The sequence below is a fragment of the Shinella sp. genome, from assembly GCF_049651085.1.
Lineage (GTDB): Bacteria > Pseudomonadota > Alphaproteobacteria > Rhizobiales > Rhizobiaceae > Shinella.
The window spans coordinates 19,171-37,106 of record NZ_JBASBL010000032.1 but is presented as its reverse complement, the minus strand read 5'-3'; the positions used below and the strand labels follow the sequence as shown (position 1 = coordinate 37,106).

The following is a 17,936-nucleotide window of genomic DNA, read 5'->3' as shown; positions in this document are numbered from 1 at the left end:
ACAGGTAGGATAAAATGCTGCTGATCTACTGCCCCTACTGCGAGGAAGAGCGCTCGGAGCTCGAATTCCGCAACGGCGGCGATGCGCACATCGCCCGGCCGACGAACATGGCCGATATCACGGACGAGGAGTTCCAGGAATTCTTCTTCATGCGCGACAACCCGAAGGGTCTGATCTTCGAGCGCTGGCGCCATATCCACGGCTGCGGGCGCTTCTTCAACGCGGCGCGCGACACCGTGAGCGACAAGTTCGTCATGAGCTACAAGGCCGGAGAGCCCAAACCGGACCTTTCCGCGGCGGCTCCCGCCACCGAAAAGCCCCTCGCCGAAAAGACGGGCGAAACCCATGAAGCCACGGAAGGAACCGCGAAATGAGCGGTGCTAATCGCATTGCCGGCCAGGGCCGCCTGACGCCCGCCAGAACGGCGCGTTTCACGTTCGATGGAAAGACCTATGAGGCGCTGGAGGGCGACACGGTTGCCTCGGCGCTGCTTGCCAATGGCGTGCATCTCGTCGGCCGGTCGTTCAAGTATCACCGCCCGCGCGGCATCCTTTCCGCCGGTCCCGAAGAGCCGAACGCGCTGATCGACGTGTCGCGCGATGCCGCCCGCCGCCAGCCGAACGTGCGTGCGCCGGTGCAGGAAGTCTTCGACGGCATGAAGGTGGAATCGCAGAACCGCTGGCCGTCGCTCGCCTTCGATATCGGCGGCGTCAACAACCTGATGTCTCCGTTCTTCGCGGCCGGCTTCTACTACAAGACCTTCATGTGGCCGAAGGCGGCCTGGGAAAAGCTCTACGAGCCCTTCATCCGCCGCGCTGCCGGCCTCGGCGTCGCGCCGACGGAAGAGGACCCCGATCACTACGCCAGCCGCTACGCCTATTGCGACGTGCTGGTCGCCGGTGCCGGCGTTGCCGGCCTGTCCGCGGCGCTTGCCGCTGCAGAAGCCGGTGCGCGCGTCATCCTCGTCGACGAGCAGCCGGAAGTGGGCGGTGCGCTGCACTACGACAACTCCGTCACCATCGACGGCAAGAACGGCTATGACTGGGCGCAGGCGACGGCTGCGAAGCTGAAGGCGATGGAGAATGTCACCGTTCTGACCCGTACGACGGCCTTCGGTTACTACAACCACAACTTCGTGGCCCTCGTCGAACGCGTGACCGATCACCTCGCGCGTCCCGACAGGAAGCTGCCGCGCGAGCGTCTGTGGCAAGTCCGCGCCAAGCGCGTCGTCCTTGCCACCGGCTCCATCGAGCGGCACATGGTGTTTGCCAACAACGACCGTCCGGGCATCATGCTGGCGTCTGCGGCGCGCACCTATCTCAACCATTTCGGTGTTGCCGTCGGCCGCAAGATCGGCGTCTACACGGCGAGCGACTCGGCCTATGAGGCGGCGTTCGACCTGAAGCGTGCCGGCGTCACCATCGCTGCCATCGTCGACAATCGCGAAAAGCCGGGCGAAGCCGTTCTTGCCGAAGCCCGCAAGCTCGGCATCGAAGTGCTCGCCGGCCATTCGGTCGTCGACACGAAGGGCAAGCTGCGCGTCTCCGCCATGTCGGTCGCCCGCAATGGCGGCGGCTCGGCGCGTGCCATCCCGGTCGATGCGCTCCTGATGTCCGCCGGTTGGACGCCCTCCGTCCACCTGTTCTCGCAGTCGCGCGGCAAGGTCGTCTATGACGCCGCTTCCGGCCGCTTCCTGCCGGGCACCTATGCGCAGGATTGCCTCTCGGTCGGCTCGTGCAATGGCACGGACGGCCTTCAGGCGGCCATCGAGGAATCGCTGGCTGCGGGCGAACTGATGGCCCGCGCCACCGGCAACGAGGGCGGCGGCAAGGTCGAGCTGCGCGGCGAAAATGCCTTCGAATGGACCGGCGGCATGGCCGGCAGCGGCGAGGGAGCCGGCGTCGATACGACGGTCAAGGCCTTCGTCGACTTCCAGAACGACGTCTGCGCCAAGGATATCCGCCTTGCGGTGCGTGAGGGGATGCATTCGATCGAGCATATCAAGCGCTTCACCACCAACGGTATGGCGACGGACCAGGGCAAGCTGTCCAACATCCATGGCCTCGCCATCGCCTCGGAAGTGCTCAACCGCGAGATTCCGAAGATCGGCCTCACCACCTTCCGCGCGCCCTATACGCCGGTGACCTTCGGTACGCTGATCAGCCATTCGCGCGGCGACCTGTTCGACCCGGCGCGCAAGACGCCGATGCATGCCTGGGAAGAGGCGCATGGCGCGCTGTTCGAGGATGTCGGCAACTGGAAGCGCGCCTGGTACTATCCGCGCGCGGGCGAAACGATGCACGATGCGGTCAACCGCGAGTGCCGCACGGTGCGCAACGCCGCCGGCATCTTCGACGCTTCGACGCTCGGCAAGATCGAGGTCGTCGGCCCGGATGCGGCCGAATTCCTCAATCTCATGTACACGAATGCCTGGGATACGCTGAAGCCCGGCCGCTGCCGCTACGGCATCATGCTGCGCGAGGACGGCTTCGTTTATGATGATGGCGTCGTCGGGCGTCTGGCGGAAGACCGGTTCCATGTGACGACCACGACGGGCGGTGCGCCGCGCGTCATGAACCATATGGAAGACTATCTCCAGACGGAGTTCCCGCATCTCAAGGTCTGGCTCACCTCCACCACCGAACAGTGGGCGGTTATCGCCGTGCAGGGCCCGAAGGCGCGCGAAATCATCGAACCGCTGATCGAAGGCATCGATATTTCCAACGACGCCTTCCCGCATATGAGCGTGCGCGAAGGCAAGATCTGCGGCGTGCCGACCCGGCTCTTCCGCATGTCCTTCACCGGGGAAGCGGGCTTCGAAGTCAACGTGCCGGCCGACTACGGCCAGGCCGTCTGGGAGGCCATATGGGCCCGGGCCGAACCGCTCGGCGCTTGCGCCTACGGTACGGAGACCATGCACGTCCTTCGCGCCGAAAAGGGCTACATCATCGTCGGACAGGATACGGACGGCACGGTCACGCCGCATGATGCGAGCCTCAGCTGGGCCGTCTCCAAGAAGAAGACGGACTTCGTCGGTATTCGTGGTCTGAAGCGGCCGGACCTCGTCAAGGAGGGCCGCAAGCAGCTTGTCGGCCTTCTGACGAAGGATCCAAAGGTGGTTCTGGAGGAAGGCGCGCAGATCGTCGCCGATCCGAACGAGCCAAAGCCGATGAAAATGCTCGGTCACGTGACCTCGTCCTACTGGTCGGAGAATTGCGGCCGGTCGATCGCCATGGCGCTTGTCGCCGGTGGTCAGGCCCGTTTGGGCCAGACGCTCTACGTGCCGATGCCCGACCGCACCATCGCGGTCGAGGTCAGCGACATGGTCTTCATCGACAAGGAAGGAGGACGCCTCAATGGCTGATCAAGCTCTTCGCAAGGCGCCGCTCGCCGGCAGCCATGGCGGCTCCGCCGGCGCGCGCGTCACGCCCGCCGCTCCCGCAACCCGCCTATCGCTGCGTGCCGGTGCCGATGCACTCGGTGCGCTCTCGGCGGCCTTCGGCCTTCCGTTGCCGACGCGCCCGAAGACCTCGTCCAGCGCGAACGGTCGCCATGCGCTCTGGCTCGGCCCGGACGAGTGGCTGCTGATCGACGAGAACGGTGCGGATCTCATGGCTGCTGCCAATGGCTCCGGCGTGCTGCATTCGGCGACGGATGTTTCCCACCGCAACACGGCGGTCCTGGTTTCCGGCCCGAATGCGGCCGGCGCGATTGCCAGCGCATGCCCGCTCGACCTCGGCAATGCGATCTTCCCGGTCGGCGCGGCGGCGCGCACGGTGCTTGGCAAGATCGAGATCGTATTGCTGCGCACCGGCAAGGAGGATTACCGCGTCGAATGCTGGCGCTCGTTCTCGCCCTATGCCTTCGGACTTCTGTCGGAAGGGGCGGAAGACGCCGGTCTCTGAAAACAATCCCGCCTTCGAGGCGGGATTTTTATACGTCCTCCGGCCGATCCTTCGGATCGAACTGGATGATGGTAATCCAGTCGGCGGTCAAAGCCGGCTTGCGCTCGTTCTCGATATCGACTGTCACGTCGTAGCGGATGGTGACCATGCCGGCGCCGCGGAAACGGGCTTCGGCCAGGGTGAAGCGGCCGCGAACACGCGCGCCGCTTTTCACCGGGGTCATGAAGCGGACTTTGTCAAAGCCGTAGTTGATACCCATCGTCTGCTCGATGATGCGCGGCAGGCAATCGTAGTTCATCGCCGAGAGCAGCGAGAGGGTCAGGAAGCCGTGGGCGATCGTGCCGCCGAACGGCGTCTCGGCCGCAGCCCGGATCGGATCGGTATGGATGAACTGATGGTCCTCCGTCGCGTCGGCAAAACGGTCGATCATCGTCTGGTCGACGGTGAACCAGCGCGAGACGCCGATTTCCGATCCGACGAGAGGGGAAATATCTTTCAAATGGATATTGGCTGGCATCTGGCCTTCTCGCCGCTTCAATCAGGTCCCTTCTAGAGGGACGGTTCGCACGGGCAATGAAAATCAGTACTTTTCGACAAAAATCTCGACGGAACGTGGATGAAGCATGCCGGCCGCGGGGTGATTGACGGACAGCAGGCTCGCCCAGTTTCGCCTATCCCGCAGGGGCAAGGCAAGCGCCTGTTCAGCATGGGTGCGGTTGATGGCGATCGCAAGATGCACGATGCGCCGCTGCTCGAGATCCGGCGTCTTCAACACCACCAGCAGGGTGCCGGCGAAAGGGGCTTCCCAGTCCGCGACCGTCATCGGGCTGCCGGCAAGCGTCAGCCATTCGACATCGCCCGCGCCCGTAAAAAAGGCCGTCTCGCCGAGCGCGGGAAAGCGCTTGCGGATCGCCGACAGCATGGCGCTGTGCTCGATCAGGCCTTCGTCCAGCCTGTCCCAGTGCAGCCAGGTGATGGCATTGTCCTGGCAATAGGCATTGTTATTGCCCCGCTGGCTCCGCCCGCCCTCGTCGCCCGCTGACAGCATCACCGTGCCGCGTGAGAGGAAGAGGCTGGAAAGCAGCGCCTTCACATCCGCGCGGCGGGCCAGGAGCACCGCGCCGTCCGTGGTGGCGCCCTCCGCGCCATTGTTCCAGGAATGGTTCTCGTTGTGGCCGTCGCGGTTGTCCTCGCCGTTCGCCTCGTTGTGCTTGGCCTTGTGCGAAACGAGGTCCATCAGCGTGAAGCCGTCATGGGCGGCGAGGAAGTTGACCGAGCGCGTGCGTTCGTCGCTGTCGCGGGAGAAGATGTCGACGGAACCGGCGAAGGCGGTGATGAAAGCGCCCAGCATGTGGCTGTCGCCGCGCCAGAACATGCGGCTGTCGTCGCGGAAACGGTCGTTCCATTCGAGGAAGGGCGCGGGGAAATTGCCGAGCTGGTAGCCGCCGGGGCCGATATCCCAGGGCTCGGCGATGAGCACGCGGTCCTTCAGCAACGGGTCGGCGCAGATTTCGGACAGCAGGACCGCGCGGGCGGAAAAGCCGTTCTCCTCGCGGCCGAGAATGGTGGCAAGGTCGAAGCGGAAGCCGTCGACGCCGGCATGGCGCACGAAATGGCGCAGGCTGTCGAGCACGAGCTGACGCACGACCGGATGTTCGCCGGCAATGGTGTTGCCGCAGCCGGTATCGTTGATCAGCTCGCCCGGCCGGTCCGGCACGCGGCGATAATAAGTGAGATTGTCGAGGCCGCGCATGGAGAGCGTCGCGCCGTGGCGGTCGCTCTCGCCGGAATGGTTGAAAACGAGGTCGAGAATGACACCGATGCCTTCCGCCCGCAGCGCCGCGACCGTATCGGCGAGTTCCTTCATGCCGCCGGGCACGAGGCGCGGATCGAGCGCCATCAAGGCGATCGGGTTATAGCCCCAGCTGTTGGAAAGGCCGAGCGGCGGCAGGTGGCGCTCGTCGATCCAGGCGGTGATCGGCATCAGTTCCACCGCATCGACGCCGAGGTGCTTGAGGTGGGCAAGCACGGCGGGATGGGCGAGCGCCCTGACGGTGCCGCGCATTGCCTCCGGCACATCGGGATGCAGCATGGTGAAGGCGCGCACAGCGATTTCGTAAATGAAGCCGCCTGCACGAAAGAGCGGTGGCCTGACGGTCACCGGCCGGTCTTGGGTGACGATCGCCTTCGGCACGATATCCGCCGTTTCGACACCGAAGACCGCCAGCCGGCCGTCATGCACGAAGCGGCGGTCGAGTTCCCTGGCATAGGGGTCGACCAGCAGCTTTGCCGGATCGAACCAGAGGCCGTGCTCCGGCGAATAGACGCCGTCCGCGCGAAAACCGTAGCGCGTGCCGGCCGCCGCGCCCTCGACGAAGACACGGTGGAAGCCGCTCTCGTCCCGCCCCATGGTGAGGCGGGCGAGTTCCCTGTCGCCGACGCCGTCGAACAGGCAAAGTTCGACGCGGGCGGCGTCGTGCGAATAGACCGAGAACTCCACCCCGTCCCCAGAAAGCGTGGCGCCCGGCGCGAAGGAGGGGGCGGTGATGCTCATCTCAGGTGATCACGCTCGGCGCGGTGCGGCCGGTCCGGCTCTTGATGCCGGCGATTTCGTCGGCGACCGCGATGAGGTCGGCAAGCGCTTCCTGCGTGTCGAGGTCGTGGCGGGCGGCGTCCGGTTCGAAGCGCTCGATATAGACACGCAGCGTCGCGCCTGACGTGCCGGTGCCGGAGAGGCGGAAGACGACGCGCGAGCCGCCTTCGAAGAGAATGCGCACGCCCTGGTTCTTGCTGACCGAGTGATCGACCGGGTCGCTATAGGCAAAATCGTCGGCGGTTTCGACCTTGAGGGCGCCGAAGCTCTTGCCGGGCAGGGTGGGCAGCTGAGCGCGCAGGTTCGCGATCAGGCCGTTCGCCGCGTCGGTATCGACTTCCTCGTAGTCGTGGCGGGAATAGTAGTTGCGCCCGTAGGTCGCCCAATGCTGGCGGACGATGTCGAGCACGCCTTCCTTGCGAACGGCGAGGATGTTGAGCCAGAGCAGCACCGCCCAGAGGCCGTCCTTCTCGCGCACATGGTCGGAGCCGGTGCCGGCGCTTTCCTCGCCGCAAATCGTGGCGAGGCCGGCGTCGAGCAGGTTGCCGAAGAATTTCCAGCCGGTCGGCGTTTCATAGATGCCGATACCGAGCTTTTCGGCGACCCGGTCGGCCGCCCCGCTTGTCGGCATGGAGCGGGCGATGCCGGCAAGGCCTGCGGCATAGCCGGGGGCGAGATGGGCGTTTGCGGCCAGCAGCGCGAGGCTGTCGGAGGGCGTCACGAAGATGCCCTTGCCGATGATGAGGTTGCGGTCGCCGTCGCCGTCCGAGGCCGCGCCGAGGTCCGGGGCGTCGTCGGCCATCATCGTTTCGTACAGCGCGCGGGCATGCACGAGGTTGGGGTCGGGATGATGGCCGCCGAAATCGGGCAGCGGCATGAAGTTTAGCACGGAACCCTTGGTGGCGCCGAGGCGGTTTTCCAGGATTTCCTTGGCATAGGGGCCGGTGACGGCGCTCATCGCGTCGAAGACGACGCGGAAACCGCCTGCAAGCAGCCTGCGGATGGCGGCGAAGTCGAAGAGCTGTTCCATCAGCTCGGCATAGTCGGAGACCGGGTCGATGACGGTGACCGTCATGCCTTCGATCTCCTGCGTGCCCTCGTGGTCGAGGTTCACATCCCCGACCTCGGCGATCTTGTAGCTGTCGATCGATGTGGTGCGGGCGAAGATGGCGTCGGTGATCTTTTCCGGCGCAGGGCCGCCATTGCCGATATTGTACTTGATACCGAAGTCTTCCGTCGGCCCGCCGGGATTGTGGCTGGCCGAAAGCACGATGCCGCCGAAGGCCTTGTGTTTGCGGATGACGTTGGAGGCGGCGGGCGTCGAGAGAATGCCGCCGCGGCCGACGAGCACGCGGCCGAAGCCGTTGGCGGCGGCCATCTTGACGGCGAGCTGGATGACGTCGCGGTTGTAGTACCGGCCGTCGCCGCCGATCACCAGCGTCTGGCCCTCAAACCCTTCGAGGGAATCGAAGATCGCCTGGATGAAGTTCTCCGCATAGTTCTTCTGCTGGAAGACGGGGACCTTCTTGCGCAGGCCCGAAGTGCCCGGCTTCTGGTCGGTATAAGGCGTGGTCGTTACGGTCTTGATGGTCATCGGCGTCATACTCGCGAAATTAGGCTGGAATAGAGGTCGGCGTAGCGTGCGGCGCTGTTTTCCCAGGAAACGTCGGACTTCATGCCCTGGTTCTGCAGGCGTGCCCATATTTTTGGCTCGCGCCAGGCCTTGAAGACCCGGCGCAGCGCCAGGCGCAGGCCCTCGGTATTGATCGGCGTGAACTGGAAGCCCGTAGCGACGCGGGCGGCAAGGGCGGCCTCGTTTGCGTCGATCACGGTATCGGCAAGGCCGCCGGTACGCGCGACGACCGGCACGCAGCCATAGCGCAGGCCATAGAGCTGTGTGAGGCCGCAGGGCTCGAAGCGCGAGGGAATGAGGATGGCGTCGGCGCCGGCCTGCATGAGATGCGACAACGGTTCGTTGTACCCGATCACGATGCCGATGCGGCCGCGATGGCGCGAGGAGGCGGCAAGCAAGGCGCCCTCCAGCCCCTGATCGCCGGAGCCGAGCACGGCAAGCTTGCCGCCTTCCGCAACGATCCAGTCGGCGACCTCGGTGATGATGTCGATGCCCTTCTGCCAGGTGAGGCGGCTGATGACGCAGAAGATCGGCCCGTCGTCGTCAACCAGGCCAAACCGCTCGGCAACGGCGCGCCGGTTGACCGCGCGCTGCCTGAGCGAGCCGGCGGCGTATGGGCGGGCGATATGGGTGTCGGTCTCGGGGTTCCAGACGTCCGTGTCGATGCCGTTGACGATGCCGGCAAGATCGGAGGCACGGTCGATGATGAGGCCTTCAAGGCCCATGCCGTATTCCGGCGTCATGATCTCGTGCGCATAGGTGGGGCTGACCGTGGTGATCGACCAGGCCGTGCGCAGGCCTCCCTTGAGGAAGCCGACATCGCCGTAATATTCGAGCCCGTCGACGGAATAGGCTGCCGGCGGCAGGCCAAGCTCGGGGAAGATGTCTGCGCCGAACTGGCCCTGGAAGGCAAGGTTATGCACCGTGACGACGGTGGGAATGTGCTGGAGGCCGGTATAGCGCATGTAGACCGCAGTCATCGCCGCCTGCCAGTCATGGGCGTGCACGATGTCCGGCTGCCAGTCGGGCAGGAGGCCGCGGGCGATTTCGGCCCCCGCCAGCGAGAGAGCTGCAAAACGCCGCCAGTTGTCGACGAAATCCTTGCCGGTGGCGTCCGTATAGGGCCCGCCGGAACGGTCGAAAAAGCCGGGCGCATCGAGCACGAGGATATCGAGACCCTCGTGCATCGTTGCGAGGATGCGGGCCGGCTCGCCGAGCAGGTCCTCGAAAGTGGCGACCACTTCGCCCTTGGCCAGCCGCTGCATGACCGCCGGATAACCGGGCATGAGCGTGCGCATGTGCATCCCATGCCCGGCGAGCGCAATCGGCAATGCGCCGGCGACGTCGGCGAGGCCTCCCGTCTTGATGAGCGGGAATACTTCGGATGCCACCGAAAGGATTTTCATGTCTTGGCTAGAGCTCCAGCTTGTCGATCATCGGTTGAGTAATGAGGCAGACGCCGTTCTCCGAGCGGCGGAAGCGCTTGGCGTCGAGTTCCGGGTCCTCGCCGACGATAAGGCCCTCTGGAATGATGACGCCGCGATCGATGACGACGTTCCTGAGATTGGCATGACGGCCGATCATCACATTAGGCAGGATGACGGCGCCTTCGAGGCGGGAATAGGAATTGGCGCGAACGCCGGTGAAAAGCAGGCTGCGGTTCAGCGAGGCGCCGGAAATGATGCAGTCGCCTGAAACGAGCGAGGAGGTGGCCGAGCCGCGGCGATTGTCGTCGTCGTGCACGAACTTGGCCGGCGGCTTGATCTCGGCGAAGGTCCAGATCGGCCAGGAGCTGTCGTAGATGTCGAGTTCGGGCGTGATATGCGTCAGGTCGATATTGGCCTGCCAGTAGGCATCGACCGTTCCGACGTCCCGCCAGTAGGCTTCGCGCTCGAAGTCGGAGCGGATGCAGGAGGCGGTGAAGCGGTGGGCGACGGCTTTGCCGTGCTCGACGATATAGGGGATGATGTCCTTGCCGAAGTCGCGGCTGGAGGTCGGGTCGGCGGCGTCGCGGCGCAGCAGGTCCATCAGGAACTTCGTGTGGAAGACATAGATGCCCATGGAGGCGAGCGCCATGTCCGGATTGCCCGGAATGGCCGGCGGGTCGTCGGGCTTTTCCACGAAGGCGATGATCTGGTCCTTCTCGTCCACATGCATGACGCCGAAACCGGTCGCCTCCATGCGCGGGACTTCAAGGCAGCCGATGGTGACCTGCGCGCCGGAATCCACGTGCTGCTGGAGCATCAGCTCGTAGTCCATCTTGTAGATATGGTCGCCGGCGAGGATGACCATGTATTCGACGCCGTAGTCCTCGATGATGTCGATGTTCTGGTAGACCGCGTCGGCGGTGCCTTCATACCACTGCGTCTCGGACACGCGCTGGCTGGCTGGCAGGATGTCGAAGCTCTCGTTCCGTTCCGGGCGGAAGAAGTTCCAGCCGCGCTGCAGGTGGCGGATCAGCGAGTGCGCCTTGTACTGGGTGGCGACGCCGATGCGGCGGATACCGGAATTCAGCGCATTGGAAAGGGCAAAGTCGATGATGCGCGCCTTGCCGCCGAAATAGACCGCGGGCTTGGCGCGCCGGTCGGTCAGTTCCTTGAGGCGACTGCCGCGTCCGCCCGCCAGAACATAAGCCATCGCGTCACGGGCGAGGGGTTGATTGCGCTTCTGCTCCATGGTGTCTCCTCCCGACTTGTCGATTATGCGTCCAGCTCGAGCATCAGTGTCGCCAGCGGCGGCAGGGTGATGTTGGCCGTGATTCTGCCGTTTGCCTGTTTCTTAGCCTGTACGGTGCCGCCGTTCCCCTTGCCGCTACCGCCGTAAATTTCCGCATCGCTGTTGAGGATTTCCCGCCACCGGCCCTCCACCGGCAGCGGTACCCCGTAGTTTTCCCGGTAGACGGGGGTGAAATTGCTGACGACGGCGATCGGCTTTTCTCCCGGCGCCTTGCGCAGCCACGCGAAGACCGAGTTCTCGCGGTCGTCGGCGATGAGCCACTCGAAGCCGTCCCCCTCGCAGTCGCGGGCGTGCAGCGCGGCCTTGCGGCGATAGGTGCCGTTGAGGTCGCGCACGAGCCGGCGCATGCCCTCGTGCAGCGGATATTCGAGCAGGTTCCAGTCGAGCGAACGGGCCTCGCTCCATTCCTGCCACTGGGCGAATTCCTGGCCCATGAAGAGTAGCTTCTTGCCGGGATAGCCCCACATGAAGCCGTAGTAGGCCCTGAGATTTGCGAATTTCTGCCAGTCGTCGCCGGTCATCTTGGCGATCAGCGATCCCTTGCCGTGCACGACCTCGTCATGCGACAGCGGCAGCACGAAGTTCTCCGTGAACGCATAGATCAGGCCGAAGGTCATGTCGTTGTGGTGGAACTTGCGATGCACCGGCTCGCGCGACAGATATTGCAGCGTGTCGTGCATGAAGCCCATGTTCCACTTGAAGCCGAAGCCGAGCCCGCCTTCGTGGACAGGGTGCGAAACCTTCGGCCAGGAGGTGGATTCCTCGGCGATCGTCAGGATGCCGGGATGGGCGGCATAGACATGGCTGTTCATCGATTGCAGGAAACGCACGGCTTCCAGGTTCTCGTTGCCGCCATATTCGTTCGGGATCCACTCGCCATGCTCGCGCGAATAATCGAGGTAGAGCATAGAGGCGACAGCATCGACGCGCAGGCCGTCGAGATGGAACTTCTCCGCCCAGTAGAGCGCGTTGTTGACGAGATAGGCGAGAACCTCGGCGCGGCCGAAATTGTAGATCGCCGTGTTCCAGTCCGGGTGGAACCCTTTGCGCGGGTCTTCGTGCTCGTAGAGCGCGGTTCCATCGAAGTGGCGCAGGCCATGCGCATCGGTGGGGAAATGCGCCGGCACCCAGTCGAGGATGACGCCGATGCCGACCTTGTGGCAGCCGTTGACGAAGCGGGCGAAGCCTTCCGGCTCGCCGAAGCGGGCGGTCGGCGAATAGAGGCCGGTCGTCTGGTAGCCCCAGGAGGGGTCGTAAGGAAATTCCGAGATCGGCAGGAACTCGATATGGGTGAAGCCCATGTCGACGCAGTAGGGGATGAGCCGGTCGGCAAGCTCGTCCCAGTTCAGGAAGGCGCCATCCCCGTGCTTTTGCCAGGAGCCGGCATGGACCTCGTAGATCGAGATCGGCTGGCGGCGCGCATCGACGGAGCCCCAATGGGCAAGATGCGCCGCGTCTTCCCATTCCTGCGCAATCGGCCCCGTCGTGATCGATGCATTGTCAGGGCGCAGTTCCGAACGGCGGGCGAAGGGGTCTGCCTTCAGCGGCAGCACCTCGTCGTCGATGCCGACGATCTCGTATTTGTAGATGCGGCCCTCGGTGATGCCGGGCAGGAAGATTTCCCAGATGCCGGTGTCGCGGCGCAGCCGCATCGGGTTGCGCCGGCCGTCCCATTCGTTGAAGTCGCCGACGATGGAGACGCGCTTGGCATTCGGAGCCCAGACCGCGAAGTGGAAGCCGTCGATGCCGTCGAGCGTCATCGGATGGGCGCCCAGCTTGTCGAAGAGGCGCAGGTGCGAGCCTTCCCGGATATAGTAGTCGTCCATCGGGCCGAGCACCGGACCGAAGCTGTAGGGATCGAAGACAATCCACTCGCCGCCCTCGTTGCGGGCGCGGTAGCGGATCGGCTGAAGCTTCCGGACGGAGACCTCTCCGGCAAAAATGCCGGCCGGATCGAGTTGCGTCAGCGCGCCGATCTCCTTGCCGGTCAATGTTTCCGCCGTGACCTCGGCCGCGCCGGGCAGGAAGCAGCGGGCGACATATTTGTCACCAGCCGCCTGGAGGCCGAGCACCGAGAAGGGGTCCGGGTGCCGGCTTTCCAAAATCGCGTCGATGTCCGCCCTCGCCAGAAGCTCTGACGGTTGATCCGTCGTGCCTTTTTTTGGCGGTGCGGTCATCAGGCCCTCCAGATTTCCTTGGCGTATTGGCGAATGGTGCGGTCGGAGGAGAACCAGCCCATGCGGGCGGTATTCCGGATCGTCTTGGAGTACCAGGACGGCTTGTCGTTCCAGATGGCATCGACATCGCGCTGGGCTCGCGAATAGGCGTCGAAGTCGGCCGCCACCATAAACCAGTCGTGATTGTAGATGCCGTCGACAAGGCCGGCGAAGCGGTTGCGGTCATCCGGGGAGAAGACGCCGGAAGAAATGGCGGCAAGCGCCTGCGACAGTTCCCGTGACTGCTCGATGATGGCGCGCGGATTGTGCCCGTCGGCGCGGACCTTTGCCACCTCTTCGGCGGTCATGCCGAAAATCACGATGTTCTCTTCGCCGACATGGTCGCGCATCTCGACATTGGCCCCGTCGAGAGTGCCGATCGTCAGCGCGCCGTTCAGCGCGAATTTCATGTTGCCGGTTCCCGAAGCCTCCATGCCGGCCGTCGAAATCTGCTCGGATAGGTCGGCGGCGGGCACCATGATCTCGGCGAGCGAGACGTTGTAGTTCGGCACGAAGACGATCTTCAGCAGGCCCCGCACGGCCGGGTCGTTGTTGATCACCCGTGCCACGTCATTGGCAAGTTTGATGATCAGCTTGGCATTGTGGTAGCTCGGCGCCGCCTTGCCCGCGAAGATTTTTACGCGCGGCACCCAGTCGAGCTCGGGGTGCGAGCGGATCTGGTCGTAGAGCGCCACGGCCTCGATGATGTTGAGGAGCTGGCGCTTGTATTCGTGGATACGCTTGATGTGGATGTCGAACATCGCCGTCGGGTCGATGCGCACGCCCATGCGACTGCCGATGAGGTTGGCGAGACGGTTCTTGTTCGCCCGCTTGATGGCGGCAAAGCGTTCCTGGAAATCCGTGTTGTCGGCAAAGGCGTCGAGCGCCTTCAGCGCCTCGGCATCGTCGACGAAGGCATCGCCGATCGCTTCGCGGATCAGCTCGAACAGGCCCGGATTGCATTGCATCAGCCAGCGGCGCGGCGTGATGCCGTTCGTCTTGTTGTTGATGCGGTCGGGATAGAGGGTGTGCAGGTCGGCGAAGACCGTTTCCTTCATCAGTTCGGTGTGCAGCGCCGACACGCCGTTGATCGAATGCGAGCCGACGAAGGCGAGGTTTCCCATGCGCACCCGCCGCTCGCCCGATTCCTCGATCAGCGAGATGTTGCGGATACGCTGGTCCTCGAAGCCCTTTTCCTTGCGCGCCTCGATGAGGATTTTCGCATTGATCGCGTAGACGATCTGCATGTGACGGGGCAGCAGGCGCTCGAACAGCGGCACCGGCCAGCTTTCCAGCGCTTCCGGCAGGAGCGTGTGGTTGGTGTAGGCGAAGGTGCGGCGCGCAATGTCCCAGGCGCTGTCGAAATCAAGGCCGTGCAGATCGGTGAGGAGGCGCACAAGCTCGGCGACGGAAACCGCCGGGTGGGTATCGTTGAGCTGGATCGCGACCGCATCCGGCAGGGAGGTGAAGTCGGGATATTGCTGGAGATGGCGGCGCAGGATGTCCTGCAGCGAGGCGGAGCAGAAGAAGAATTCCTGGCGCAGCCGCAGTTCCTGGCCAGCGGAGGTCGCATCAGCCGGGTAGAGGACGCGCGTCAGGCTCTCGGCCTTGTTGCTTTCCTTCAGCGCGCCGATGTGGTCGCCGGCATTGAAGGCTTCGAGCAGAATCGGATCGATCGGATTGGCGGCCCACAGGCGCAGCGTGTTGACGCGCTTTGCCCGCCAGCCGACGGCCGGCGTATCGTAGGCGGTCGCGATGACCCGTTCGGCCGGTTTCCAGACGAAACGCTGCTTGTCTTCGCCGATATTGATCGTCTCGACCGCGCCGCCGAAGCCGACCTCGTAGGAGCTTTCCCGGCGCTCGAATTCCCAGGGATTGCCATGCGCCAGCCAGGTTTCCGGCAGTTCGACCTGCCAGCCGTCGGCCATCTGCTGGCGGAAGAGGCCGTGTACGTAGCGGATGCCGTAGCCATAGGCCGGCACGTCCACCGTCGCCATGCTCTCCATGAAACAGGCGGCCAGGCGGCCCAGGCCGCCATTGCCGAGCGCCGCATCCGGCTCCAGTTCGGCGATGACGTCGAGATCGACGCCGAGCGAGGCCAGCGCATGGCGCATCTCTTCGAGGATACCGATATTCGTCATGGCATCGCGCATCAGGCGGCCGATGAGGAATTCGAGAGAGAGATAGTAGACGCGCTTTGCGCCGGTGGCATAGGTGCGGCGCGTGGAGTCCATCCACTTGTCGGTGACGCGGTCGCGCGCAACCAGGATGGCGGCCGTCAGCCAGTCATGCGGCTTGGCGACTTTCGGATCCTTGCCGATGCGGTATTTCAGGCGTTCCAGCAACTCGGTTGCAAGCTGTTCTCGGTCCGATGACCGGGGGGCGGGCGCGAGGTCGTTGTTGGTTACCCGGTTCATCATCGGTGAACTTATGCCTCTTGCATTGCCTGTGTTCGCTCTGGCGAAATAGCGTTTAAATCAATTTATGCATCTATCCGAAGCGCTTGCAATACGCCTTTTCAAGAAAGGGTCCATGCATTTTCGGCATGCCTGAAATACACTGAAGGCGATAAAAAACCCGCCGCGCGAGGCGCAGCGGGTTCAAAATTTGTCCTGCTTTCAGATGTCAGCGGGTCACGCGCGCCACTATGGCAGACGCTCTGTCGCCGATGGCCTTGAAGGCATCGACGAGTTCGCTCATCTTTTCGGCGGCGAAGTAGTTTTCCGGCGAGGAAACGCACGCCTTGAGCAGCTTCTGGCCGCGCGCCGGCGCCATGAAGGCGACGCCGTATACCTCCATTTTCGCATCCTTCGCGTTTTTGCAGATCGTCTCGGTCGCGCCGTCGTCCGACGTGTTGTTGTTATTACCGTCCGTCATCAGGATGATGTATTTGGTAGGAACCTGGCCGTTCTTCAGCTTGTGTTCGTTCTGCTCAGTGTCGGCGCTCAACTTGGTATAGGCCGCGTTCATGGCACCCGTCGAACTGGTGCCGCCGCCGCCCTTAAGCGCATCCACCTGTTTCTGGGCGGCGGTGGTGCCCCAGGCCAGTTCGTAGGACTTGACCAGGCTGCTGTTATAGGAAGCGGTTGCCGTGCGCACGAATTTGGTGTTCGGGTCCGCTTTGTTCAACTGATTGAAGAGGCTGGTGGCGGCGATTTGAAGCGCTTCGATCTTCTTGATGTAGCAGGGCGACTTTTTTCCGATGCTTGTGCCGCTCTCGTTGAACTGTTCGCATCTGCCGGTGACGGCGGTGTTCAACTCGTTGGTGTTGGCCAGCATCGAGCCGGATTGGTCGAGTGCAAGGTACATCGACAGCGCGTTCTTGGATTCCGTCGCGCTCTCGGTGGAGCTGCTGGCGTTAAGGGTTGTGGAGTTGAAACCCATCAGTTTTGTGAGCGGCGTGAATTCAAGACTTCCTGATGTAACGACCGCCACCTTGAAGGTCTTTCCAACCCCGGCCGTCGTCTCTTGCGTGATCTCGATTGACGGGGTTGGAATGCCGTCCTTGCCCCAGGTGAATACCCTGCTGCCAGAGAGCTGTGTTTTCATGAAGGCGGCCGCGATGACCCTGGCTTCGTCTATGCTTTTGCCATCGCTTGCGAGGGCAGACGCTGCAGCGATGGCAGCGCTGTCCGCGGCGTCCTGAAGTTCGGCCTTGGCGAGCACCATGTTGGTGAGATCCATGGCAAAACCGCCGGCGCCGAGGATGATCGGCACGGCGATGGCCGCCATCATTGCGAAATTGCCGCGGCGGTCCTTCCGGAGCCGGGACAGCAAAGCATTTTTTTCCGCCATCGTCTTCATGAGACCTCACCCACCATCGTCATAATGTGGGTGGAAGCTACCAGCGAAGTGTTATTCAACGGTTCGGGCGCGTGGTATAGTTTTCGTAAAACTGCACCGATCCCGGTGTCCCGGGGCCTGCGCTGTTTCCAAACGGGAACCTACTGTGCTTGCTGGACGGGGATGACGTCGACGGCCTGGGTCGTCTTGTGCTGGCCGTAGCCCTTGAGCACGCCGATGACCGGCGCCACGTCGGCATAGTCGCGGCCGTAGGCGACGACGATATGGTCGGTGCCGGCGGGAATGTCGTTGGTCGGGTCGAGTTCCATCCAGCCGTTCACCCGGCCGCCCCAGTAGCGCACCCAGGCATGCATGGCGTCCGCGCCTTCCAGCCGCTCCTTGCCCGGCGGCGGAATGGTGCGCAGGAATCCGCTGACATAGCCGGCCGGAATGCCGAGGCTGCGAAGCGCCACGATCATCACATGGGCAAAATCCTGGCAGACGCCGCGCTTCAGCTTGAAGGCCTCGCGCGGGGTCGTGTCGACGCTGGTCGCCTTCGGGTCGTAGGTGAAATCCTTGTGGATGCGGGCGCAGATGGCTGTCGCGATGGCGCGGACCGTCATGTCGGGCTTTGCGATTGCGCGGGCATAGTCGGCAATGTCGGGGCATTCCACCAGCCGCGGGCTCGGCCCGGTATAGTGATGCGGCGAGCCGGCATCGAGCGACCAGTAGCCGGCGATGTCTGCCGGCAGGTCGCCAGCGCGCGGCGAGAAATCGGCGGCTTGCTCCGGCATGTCGACATGGACGCGCGCCTGCATGCGGATATCCAGCTGCTCGTGCGCATTGCGGAACAGGACGGCGCTCATCGGGTTTTCGAAGAAGTCGTGGTGATCGACCCGCTCGCTCGGACCGGGGGTCAGGCCGACAGTGCCGGCAACGAGCCGCTGGCGCCCGCCAATGGAGAGCGGCAGCACGCGCACGATATGCCGACCGCCGGAAACCGGCGTGTCGTAGAGATAGCTGATATGGAGGTTGACGTCGTAGAGCATGGTCGCAGCACCTCCCTTTCG

At 63.9% G+C, this 17,936-nt stretch carries 12 protein-coding genes; 3 read left to right on the top strand and 9 right to left on the bottom strand.

Translation table 11 applies throughout. The features are described 5' to 3' along the window. Nucleotides 1–14: 14 nt before the first annotated feature. Genes WA950_RS21525 through WA950_RS21515 form a run of 3 tightly spaced genes read left to right on the top strand, consistent with a single transcriptional unit; the run spans nucleotide 15 to nucleotide 3,905 of the window. Nucleotides 15–374 (top strand): sarcosine oxidase subunit delta, encoded by a 360-nt coding sequence (locus tag WA950_RS21525; protein ID WP_424553785.1) that lies wholly within the window; start codon nucleotides 15–17, stop codon nucleotides 372–374. Continuing rightward, complete coding sequence (locus WA950_RS21520) at nucleotides 371–3,364, top strand: sarcosine oxidase subunit alpha (protein ID WP_424553784.1); 2,994 nt, start codon at nucleotides 371–373, stop codon at nucleotides 3,362–3,364. The genes WA950_RS21525 and WA950_RS21520 overlap by 4 nt, the downstream gene beginning before the upstream one ends. Next, the gene (locus WA950_RS21515; RefSeq protein WP_424553783.1) at nucleotides 3,357–3,905 is read left to right on the top strand and encodes a sarcosine oxidase subunit gamma; all 549 of its coding nucleotides are present in this window, start codon (nucleotides 3,357–3,359) and stop codon (nucleotides 3,903–3,905) included. The genes WA950_RS21520 and WA950_RS21515 overlap by 8 nt, the downstream gene beginning before the upstream one ends. A gap of 28 nt (nucleotides 3,906–3,933) precedes the next feature. Here the strand turns inward: WA950_RS21515 and WA950_RS21510 are convergent, their stop codons facing one another. The 9 genes from WA950_RS21510 to WA950_RS21470 all read right to left on the bottom strand — a co-directional run bounded on the left by WA950_RS21510 (nucleotide 3,934) and on the right by WA950_RS21470 (nucleotide 17,915). Further along, nucleotides 3,934–4,422, bottom strand: coding sequence for a MaoC family dehydratase (locus tag WA950_RS21510; protein WP_424553782.1), 489 nt, complete (start codon nucleotides 4,420–4,422; stop codon nucleotides 3,934–3,936). A gap of 63 nt (nucleotides 4,423–4,485) precedes the next feature. Next, on the bottom strand, nucleotides 4,486–6,459 hold the full coding sequence (gene glgX, locus WA950_RS21505) for a glycogen debranching protein GlgX (RefSeq protein WP_424553781.1): 1,974 nt from the start codon (nucleotides 6,457–6,459) through the stop codon (nucleotides 4,486–4,488). A 1-nt stretch (nucleotide 6,460) separates the two neighbouring features. Then, nucleotides 6,461–8,092 (bottom strand): alpha-D-glucose phosphate-specific phosphoglucomutase, encoded by a 1,632-nt coding sequence (locus WA950_RS21500; RefSeq protein WP_424553780.1) that lies wholly within the window; start codon nucleotides 8,090–8,092, stop codon nucleotides 6,461–6,463. Nucleotides 8,093–8,097: 5 nt separating this feature from the next. Beyond that, the gene (gene glgA / locus WA950_RS21495) at nucleotides 8,098–9,537 is read right to left on the bottom strand and encodes a glycogen synthase GlgA (RefSeq protein ID WP_424553779.1); all 1,440 of its coding nucleotides are present in this window, start codon (nucleotides 9,535–9,537) and stop codon (nucleotides 8,098–8,100) included. A 7-nt stretch (nucleotides 9,538–9,544) separates the two neighbouring features. Next, nucleotides 9,545–10,807, bottom strand: coding sequence for a glucose-1-phosphate adenylyltransferase (gene glgC / locus WA950_RS21490; protein WP_424553778.1), 1,263 nt, complete (start codon nucleotides 10,805–10,807; stop codon nucleotides 9,545–9,547). Between the two features lie 23 nt (nucleotides 10,808–10,830). Continuing rightward, nucleotides 10,831–13,044: a 1,4-alpha-glucan branching protein GlgB gene (glgB, locus tag WA950_RS21485; protein WP_424553777.1), complete on the bottom strand. Its 2,214-nt coding sequence runs from the start codon at nucleotides 13,042–13,044 to the stop codon at nucleotides 10,831–10,833. After that, nucleotides 13,044–15,503, bottom strand: a complete 2,460-nt coding sequence (locus WA950_RS21480; RefSeq protein ID WP_424553776.1) for a glycogen/starch/alpha-glucan phosphorylase — start codon at nucleotides 15,501–15,503, stop codon at nucleotides 13,044–13,046. The genes glgB and WA950_RS21480 overlap by 1 nt, the downstream gene beginning before the upstream one ends. Before the next feature lie 205 nt (nucleotides 15,504–15,708). After that, complete coding sequence (locus WA950_RS21475; RefSeq protein WP_424553775.1) at nucleotides 15,709–16,887, bottom strand: pilus assembly protein TadG-related protein; 1,179 nt, start codon at nucleotides 16,885–16,887, stop codon at nucleotides 15,709–15,711. Nucleotides 16,888–17,027: 140 nt separating this feature from the next. Further along, nucleotides 17,028–17,915 (bottom strand): transglutaminase family protein, encoded by an 888-nt coding sequence (locus WA950_RS21470; protein ID WP_424553774.1) that lies wholly within the window; start codon nucleotides 17,913–17,915, stop codon nucleotides 17,028–17,030. Nucleotides 17,916–17,936 lie beyond the last annotated feature (21 nt).

Excerpts from the sequence above, each read along its gene's own strand:
- WA950_RS21525 (WP_424553785.1), top strand. The coding sequence starts at position 15 with ATGCTGCTGATCTACTGCCCCTACTGCGAGGAAGAGCGCTCGGAGCTC.
- WA950_RS21520 (WP_424553784.1), top strand. The coding sequence starts at position 371 with ATGAGCGGTGCTAATCGCATTGCCGGCCAGGGCCGCCTGACGCCCGCC.
- WA950_RS21515 (WP_424553783.1), top strand. The coding sequence starts at position 3,357 with ATGGCTGATCAAGCTCTTCGCAAGGCGCCGCTCGCCGGCAGCCATGGC.
- WA950_RS21510 (WP_424553782.1), bottom strand. The coding sequence starts at position 4,422 with ATGCCAGCCAATATCCATTTGAAAGATATTTCCCCTCTCGTCGGATCG.
- glgX (WP_424553781.1), bottom strand. The coding sequence starts at position 6,459 with ATGAGCATCACCGCCCCCTCCTTCGCGCCGGGCGCCACGCTTTCTGGG.
- WA950_RS21500 (WP_424553780.1), bottom strand. The coding sequence starts at position 8,092 with ATGACCATCAAGACCGTAACGACCACGCCTTATACCGACCAGAAGCCG.
- glgA (WP_424553779.1), bottom strand. The coding sequence starts at position 9,537 with ATGAAAATCCTTTCGGTGGCATCCGAAGTATTCCCGCTCATCAAGACG.
- glgC (WP_424553778.1), bottom strand. The coding sequence starts at position 10,807 with ATGGAGCAGAAGCGCAATCAACCCCTCGCCCGTGACGCGATGGCTTAT.
- glgB (WP_424553777.1), bottom strand. The coding sequence starts at position 13,044 with ATGACCGCACCGCCAAAAAAAGGCACGACGGATCAACCGTCAGAGCTT.
- WA950_RS21480 (WP_424553776.1), bottom strand. The coding sequence starts at position 15,503 with ATGATGAACCGGGTAACCAACAACGACCTCGCGCCCGCCCCCCGGTCA.
- WA950_RS21475 (WP_424553775.1), bottom strand. The coding sequence starts at position 16,887 with ATGAAGACGATGGCGGAAAAAAATGCTTTGCTGTCCCGGCTCCGGAAG.
- WA950_RS21470 (WP_424553774.1), bottom strand. The coding sequence starts at position 17,915 with ATGCTCTACGACGTCAACCTCCATATCAGCTATCTCTACGACACGCCG.